Genomic DNA, 6,359 nt, shown 5'->3' on the forward strand with positions numbered 1-6,359 from the left:
AGCCCGCCACCTTGTGGATACCGCATGACTCCGGTGATACCGCAGCCACCGGCCAGCCGTCACCCCTCACGACATCACGAGTTCAGCCTCAGTAACGGCGGACCTCGCAATGAAGACCGATATCGGCAAAGTGTTCGACGGCGTCCCGAGTGGAAACGAGTTCCGGGCAGACTGCGCAAGGGACCGTTTGCACAGCTATTGAACCGAAACGCTTTGGGTTCAGGCTCGTTGATGGTGTGTGAGTGGTCTGGTGGGGGATGCGCGGACGTGGTCGCCGGACGCGCAGGAGGCTGTGCGGTTGCTGGCGGTGTCCGCGCTGGTGGAGGGCCGGGACCGGGTGGAGGTTGCCGCCCTGTTCAAGGTGTCGGCCAGGGCCGTGGACAACTGGTGGGTGAGGTGGCGGGCCGGCGGCCGGGACGCGCTGCTGTCTCGCCCGCGAGGCCGTCGCGTGGGTGAGCACCAGGTGCTGTCGGAAGCCGAGCAGGCCGCTGTCCGGCAGGCTGTCCTCGATCACACTCCCTCCGGCCTGGGGCTCTCCGGACAGCTGTGGACGCGAGGACAGATAGGGGAGCTGATCTTCAAGCTGTACGGAGTCCGCTTCACCGAGCCTGGGGTGGGCAAGTACCTGAAACGCTGGGGGCTGACCTTCCAGCGTCCGGACAAGCGGGCGGTCGAGCAGGATGCGGAAGCGGTCCGCGCCTGGCACGAGGAGACCTGGCCGACGATCCGGGCCAGGGCGAAGGCGGAGAACGGCGAAGTCCTCTTCGGCGACCAGGTCGGGGTCCGCTCGGACCAGGTCACCAGCCGTACTTGGGGCGCCAAGGGCCGGACACCGGTCGCCCGCCGCACCGGGAACCGGTTCTCCGTGAACGCGATGTCCGCGATCAGCACTCGCGGCCGGATGCACTTCATGGTCTTCACGGAGTCGTTCGACGCGAAGGTCATGTGCCGCTTCCTCGCCCGCCTCGTCGGGCACTTCGACCACAAGGTCCACCTGATCGTCGACCGGCACTCGGCCCACCGCTCGAAGACCGTCAGGGCCTGGCTCGCCGCCCACGAGGACGAGATCGAGCTGCACTTCCTGCCGTCGTACTCACCCGAGCTGAACCCGGACGAGCTGGTCAACGCCGACCTCAAACGCAGCCTGCCCCACACCCACCGGGCCAGGAACCAGGCCGAACTCGCCGCCGAAACCCGCAGGTTCTTCCACCGCCGACAACGCCAGCCCCACATCGTCACCGGATACTTCAAAGCCCCGCACGTCCGCTACATCCTCGACGAGTGAACCCCATGAGTTTCTGATCAATAGGACCCCACAGCCCGAGGGCATGGACGGGACCAAGAGAACCCGTATGCCCGCACGTTGCCCGGGTTTGCGCGCGACTCCAATCAGGCGCATGGTAAAAGCAGGGCGGCTGTTTTGGCAAGCAGTGCGCGATCCGAGGGCACGCACCTTTCAGGCAGGCGCGCTGCTGCGCCGACCTGGAGGCTCACCCCATGGCTCACCCCATTACCGGCCTCCAATCCGCTGAGGAGGCACGATGGTTGCTCTGTCCAACGTGCGGTTCGGCAAGCGCAACGATGAGGTCTGCCGCCACCCCGGGGCCATCACCAAGAGTTCCGTGCGCTTCTCGACGCGCTCGGGAGTGGCCCTCGATAAGGGAGGCCTGCGCGTTTGCCGAGCAGCCATGCGGCAGGACCGGTGCACCGAACTGGGTCACGGGAATCGGCAAGGGAGCAAACTTGCTGACGCTCATATTCCGCGAGTCGCCCATGAGGCCGAAATCGGCGAACCGGAACGACGTAAACACAACCGGCCCAGTTCAGTCAGACGGGGCCAGGCTCAACTGTTCGAGCAGCTACGCCCAGGCAATACCCGGTACGTTCGCCGAGAACCACCGGGGGCACGTCTGACCGAATTTACGACCCGGTGGCGAACATCGCCGCAGCAATCAACTACATCTGGCGCCGGTACGGTGACATCTCGCGCGTTCAGCGGGCGAATCCGCACCGTGATCCGGCCCCGTACTGAAAGCAGGGATGGCTATGCCTGCGTTGGCGCAGTTCCCAGGAGCGGAATTCTTCCACAAGGGGCAACGCAGTCCTGTGATCACGGCGATGGGTAAACGCCTGGTGGCGGAAGGATGCGGGAAGTACCAGACTGGTCCCGGTCTCGAGTGGACCGATGCCGATAAACAGTCGTACGCCGCCTGGCAGCGCAAACTCAGGTTCACGGGGTCCGATGCCAACGGCATTCCGGGCAAGACTTCCTGGGACCGGCTCCGCGTCCCGGCGAGGGGCGCAGCGTCTGGTGCCCGCGTCGCATCTCCCGTACCGCGACACGGTGTCACGACCCCCTACCGCAAGAAGGGCTCCATGTGGAGCCTGGGCTATCACACCGGCGCCGACTATGCCGCTCCTGAGGGCAAGCCATGTGTCGCGGTGCGCAGCGGTTCCATAGCCCGTAGCGGACGCGATGACGCCAGTTTCGGCAACTTCCTCGTACTGCGCACCGGCGGTTTCGACTTCTGGTACTGCCACCTCTCCGAGCGGACGGTGAACGGCGGTTCTGTGAGAGCCGGTCAGAAGATTGGAGAGGTTGGCTCCACCGGGAAGTCCACCGGCCCCCATCTCCACTTCGAAAAGCGCCCCGCAGGCGGCGGTTTCGGATCCGACGTGCCCCCGAACTGGTAACCGGAAGACGAGTCGTCCGCGCATGGCTGCTCGGGTGTGCAAGCGTGGCGTCCGCACGGTGATCCCGTCCCAGCGGCCCAGCAAGGCGGTTGCAGCGAGTTCGCGCAGGGTGGCACCGGGATAGTACTTCGGCGAGGCGTCCGACACGACGCGCTGCCTCTCTTCCTGAAGGACTTCCTGCCCCCGCGCACACCGTCGCCGGACGAGACTCTCATCCCCGGTTCGTGCGAGATGCGGCCGGCGGGCCTCGGCGAGTTCGTCTTCCGGGTGGGCCCAGACGGAGACCCCCCGAGCTGGAGGGAGGAGAAATGCGATGGACCTGTTGCCGATCGAGATCAAGGTCAACATCGAGGGTGATGTGGCGGCGGCGTTGTCGGCCCTCAGCGGGTCGAGCAGCCCGATGACGAGGCGTCGAATCTGGTTTGCCGAGGGCCGGGACGGCGTTGCCGAGGGCCGGGTGCCGCTGCTGGACGGCGGCGTGATCGTGCGGTTCAGGATCGGCGGGGGCCCGGGCGACCTGACCGTCAAGTTGCGCCCGTGCACCGGGGAGCAACTGGTCGGCCGGTTCTCCGCCCCGTTTGAAGCGGAGCCGTTCACGTACAAGATAGAGGAGGATTGGTCGGGGAACCGCCGTATGCTCGCCGCCTCTCTGGTGCACGGGGGACCGCCGGGGATGCTGTCGGACGCCGTGAAGCCCGGTGCCGATCCTGCCGCGTCGATGGACGCGGTGCAGGGCCAGTTCCTGCACGCTTGCGCGCCCGCCATCCGGCTCGACGGGCTGGTCGCGCTGGGGCCGATTTTCTCGACGAAGGTCGATGATGTTCCACTTGACGACCTGAAGGTGGATCTGGATGCATGGTCGGTAGCCGACCTAGACTTTCTGGAGGCATCGATCCGGGTGAAGCCCAAGGACGAGGACGACGTCGAGAAGTTCACGGCGCGGGCCGAGCGCAAGCAGCGGAAACTGGAGGACGCGGTGCGGGAGCGCGGGGTGGTGCTTTCCGAGCACCCCGAGAGCAAGACCCGGCGCGTTCTCACCGTCCTGGCGGGGACTGACCAGAGCTAGGCGGCAGCCCGACCGCGATTCCGGTTCAGAGGGCGACTACGGTCAGGTACCTGACAAACCGGAGCGGGGCTGCCGCGGCCGGCTCCGTCATGGCGACCCCGCTCGCCGACCCCGGTCGTCTGCCCCACGGACGGTGCCATGCAGGATCAAGGCCTCCTGCAGTCGCCGCTATGTGCACGCCGACGGCAGGGTCTCCCTTCTCGCTACCGTCGACGCCCTCGTGCAGGCCCGTGTCGGTCGATGGCGGTCGTCGGGGCGTCCCGGACTCCTTCGCTAGTGTCCTGCGCCGGAGATCCGTCGTTAGTTTGTGTGTGACTGCTTCTGAGGATGTGCCGGTGCCACGTCGTGGCCCGAAGTTGGAACCGTTGTTGTTGTCCGCCGACGAGCGTGTGGTGTTGGAGCGTTGGGCCCGGCGGGCGTCGTCTGCGCAGGCCGTGGCCTTGCGGGCCCGCATCGTGCTGGCGTGTGACGGCGCAGATGTTCCACCGACTGTCGTGGTGGCTCGGGAGTTACGGATCGCGGCGGACACGGTCCGCAAGTGGCGTCGCCGGTTCCTGGCCGGTCGGCTGGATGGGCTGGTGGACGAGCCCCGGCCGGGCCGGCCGCCCAGCATCAGTGTTGATCAGGTGGAAGCGGTCGTGGTCAGCACGCTGGAGGAGATCCCGAAGAACGCAACGCACTGGTCGCGCAAGTCGATGGCCGACCGCAGCGGGCTGTCGAAGTCGACCGTGGGCAGGATCTGGCGGAAGTTTCAGCTCAAGCCGCACCTGAGCGACACCTTCAAGATGTCGACGGATCCGTTGTTCGTGGAGAAGGTCTACGACGTGGTGGGGCTGTACTTCAACCCGCCCGAAGGCGCGGTGGTGCTGTCGGTGGACGAGAAGTCCCAGATACAGGCCCTGGACCGTTCTCAGCCGGTGCTGCCGATGATGCCGGGCATGCCCCACCCATGACTATGTCCGCAACGGTCTGACTACCTTGTTCGCGGCCTTCGACGTCGCAACCGGTGAAGTCATCACCTCACTGCATCGCAGGCACCGGGCAGTGGAGTTCAAGAAGTTCCTCATCAAGATCGAGAAAGAGGTCCCGGGACACCTCCAGGTCCACCTGATCTGCGACAACTACGGCACCCACAAGACACCGGCCATCAAGGCATGGCTCGCTGAACACCCTCGATTCCACCTGCACTTCACCCCCACCGGTTCGTCCTGGATCAACCAGGTGGAGAGGTGGTTCGGCTTCCTCGCCGACCAGAAGATCCGCCGCGGCTCCCACAAAAGCGTGCGGTCTCTGGAAGCCGACATCCGCGCCTGGGTCAAGGAATGGAACGAAAACCCAACACCGTTCATCTGGACCAAGACGGCCGAGGAGATCCTCGACTCACTCGCCCGCTTCTGCCAACGGATCTCCGGCGCAGGACACTAGGATGGGGGCCAACGTTGGCCAAAGGGCCAACGGCTCGGAGACGCACCAGTACACGATGCCGATGCCGATGCCGATCTCGAGCTGGGGATGGACCGTGGCTGTTGCGCAGGCGGGCGCGGTCGAGCAGAGGCCGTCCGCCCGTTAGCAGTTCTCGCTGATCACCTGCTCGAGAGTGTCGAGAGACAACTCGTCCTGCTTGAGCTGCTCCTCCAGGCTCGCCAACCTCTGCTCGAGGGCGGAAATCACCTTCTGGTCCGGGTCTGGCTGCCCCTTGAGTTGGCTGATTTCGCTCTGCAGGCGGACGATCTCGTCTCCGCGGCGTTTGATCTCCTGGCGGGCGCTCGCAGCCGCGCGGCGCATCATGGCACAGGGACTTTCCGTCTTTACGGCCTCGACTGCCATCTCATAACTCCTTGCTCTTCCGGCACTTCTATACGGGCTGCGCCGGAGCCCGGCACACGTCCCGTGTCTTCCTTCCTCCGTGCGGAGGAAACACAGCCCACCGCGTCCGGGGAAACGCTTCGGTCCGGCGCCGACGTCTATCCCAGCGGAGCCAAGGTCCAAGGCTGGGGCGGGGGAGGAGCTCCTTCATCTTCTGTCCGCTCCCGCTACACGAGTCGCGGCTCGTCTTCTCGCAGCGTGCGCTCATGAGTCCATCAATAAGCGTCGCTTCGGCGAGCCGCTCGCCAAGATGGTGCGGGCGGGTGAATGCGCGTGATGCTCCCCGGTTCATCTCGGCCCGTCGATGGTCAGAAGCAGCCACGTCCTCTTTTCCCGAGCGCCAATGCCCACGGCGATACCTCTTCGCTACGCGCTACCCGGCACGGTCGGAGCACTCCCGCTCCAGTGGCGTCGCCCCCTCTTGACTGACGTCACTCGGGCTGTGGGCGAGCCAGTGCAGGGGCACCCTTTCCCGCGACGGTCCGAGCCGCCGTGGTTCCCGCAGCGCTTCGCGGCGCATGACGCACATTAGCCTCACGCTTTCATGAAGCGGGCCGTGCGACGGGTGGTCAGGTAAGCGAAAAGTGCCTCTGACCAGCAAGAATGAGGATTGTCGAGGTCCTTGTTCCTGCTCCAGCCGGAGGCACTTCTCAGGTGAAGAAGAGTATCGGGTCATACCCGCGTGTCCGCACCGAGGGCGGCGGCCGGGCGGTGGTCTCGCAGGCCGGGGGTG

The 6,359-nt window shown here is 65.7% G+C and carries 3 protein-coding genes and 3 pseudogenes; 5 read left to right on the forward strand and 1 reads right to left on the reverse strand.

All coding sequences use genetic code 11. The annotated features are described in order from the left end of the window. Nucleotides 1–292: 292 nt before the first annotated feature. The 5 genes and pseudogenes from ACFWSK_RS37170 to ACFWSK_RS37190 all read left to right on the forward strand — a co-directional run bounded on the left by ACFWSK_RS37170 (nucleotide 293) and on the right by ACFWSK_RS37190 (nucleotide 5,185). A complete protein-coding gene (locus tag ACFWSK_RS37170) occupies nucleotides 293–1,285 on the forward strand; it encodes an IS630 family transposase (RefSeq protein WP_383796471.1) in 993 nt (330 codons plus the stop codon). A 764-nt stretch (nucleotides 1,286–2,049) separates the two neighbouring features. Next, nucleotides 2,050–2,292, forward strand: a pseudogene (locus ACFWSK_RS37175) (peptidoglycan-binding protein); the annotation flags it as partial. 111 nt (nucleotides 2,293–2,403) lie between these two features. After that, nucleotides 2,404–2,694, forward strand: a pseudogene (locus tag ACFWSK_RS37180) (M23 family metallopeptidase); the annotation flags it as partial. Between the two features lie 313 nt (nucleotides 2,695–3,007). Continuing rightward, complete coding sequence (locus ACFWSK_RS37185) at nucleotides 3,008–3,760, forward strand: hypothetical protein (RefSeq protein WP_383796466.1); 753 nt, start codon at nucleotides 3,008–3,010, stop codon at nucleotides 3,758–3,760. A 335-nt stretch (nucleotides 3,761–4,095) separates the two neighbouring features. Beyond that, a pseudogene (locus ACFWSK_RS37190) lies at nucleotides 4,096–5,185 on the forward strand (IS630 family transposase). Nucleotides 5,186–5,326: 141 nt separating this feature from the next. Here ACFWSK_RS37190 and ACFWSK_RS37195 read toward each other — a convergent pair. After that, on the reverse strand, nucleotides 5,327–5,587 hold the full coding sequence (locus tag ACFWSK_RS37195) for a hypothetical protein (RefSeq protein ID WP_383796469.1): 261 nt from the start codon (nucleotides 5,585–5,587) through the stop codon (nucleotides 5,327–5,329). Nucleotides 5,588–6,359: the final 772 nt, after the last annotated feature.

The sequence above is a fragment of the Streptomyces sp. NPDC058620 genome, assembly GCF_042717135.1.
In the GTDB taxonomy this organism is placed as follows: Bacteria; Actinomycetota; Actinomycetes; order Streptomycetales; family Streptomycetaceae; genus Streptomyces.

What these genes read in the sequence shown, in the direction of transcription:
- ACFWSK_RS37195 (WP_383796469.1), bottom strand. Translation starts at nt 5,587, where the DNA reads ATGGCAGTCGAGGCCGTAAAGACGGAAAGTCCCTGTGCCATGATGCGC.
- ACFWSK_RS37185 (WP_383796466.1), top strand. Translation starts at nt 3,008, where the DNA reads ATGGACCTGTTGCCGATCGAGATCAAGGTCAACATCGAGGGTGATGTG.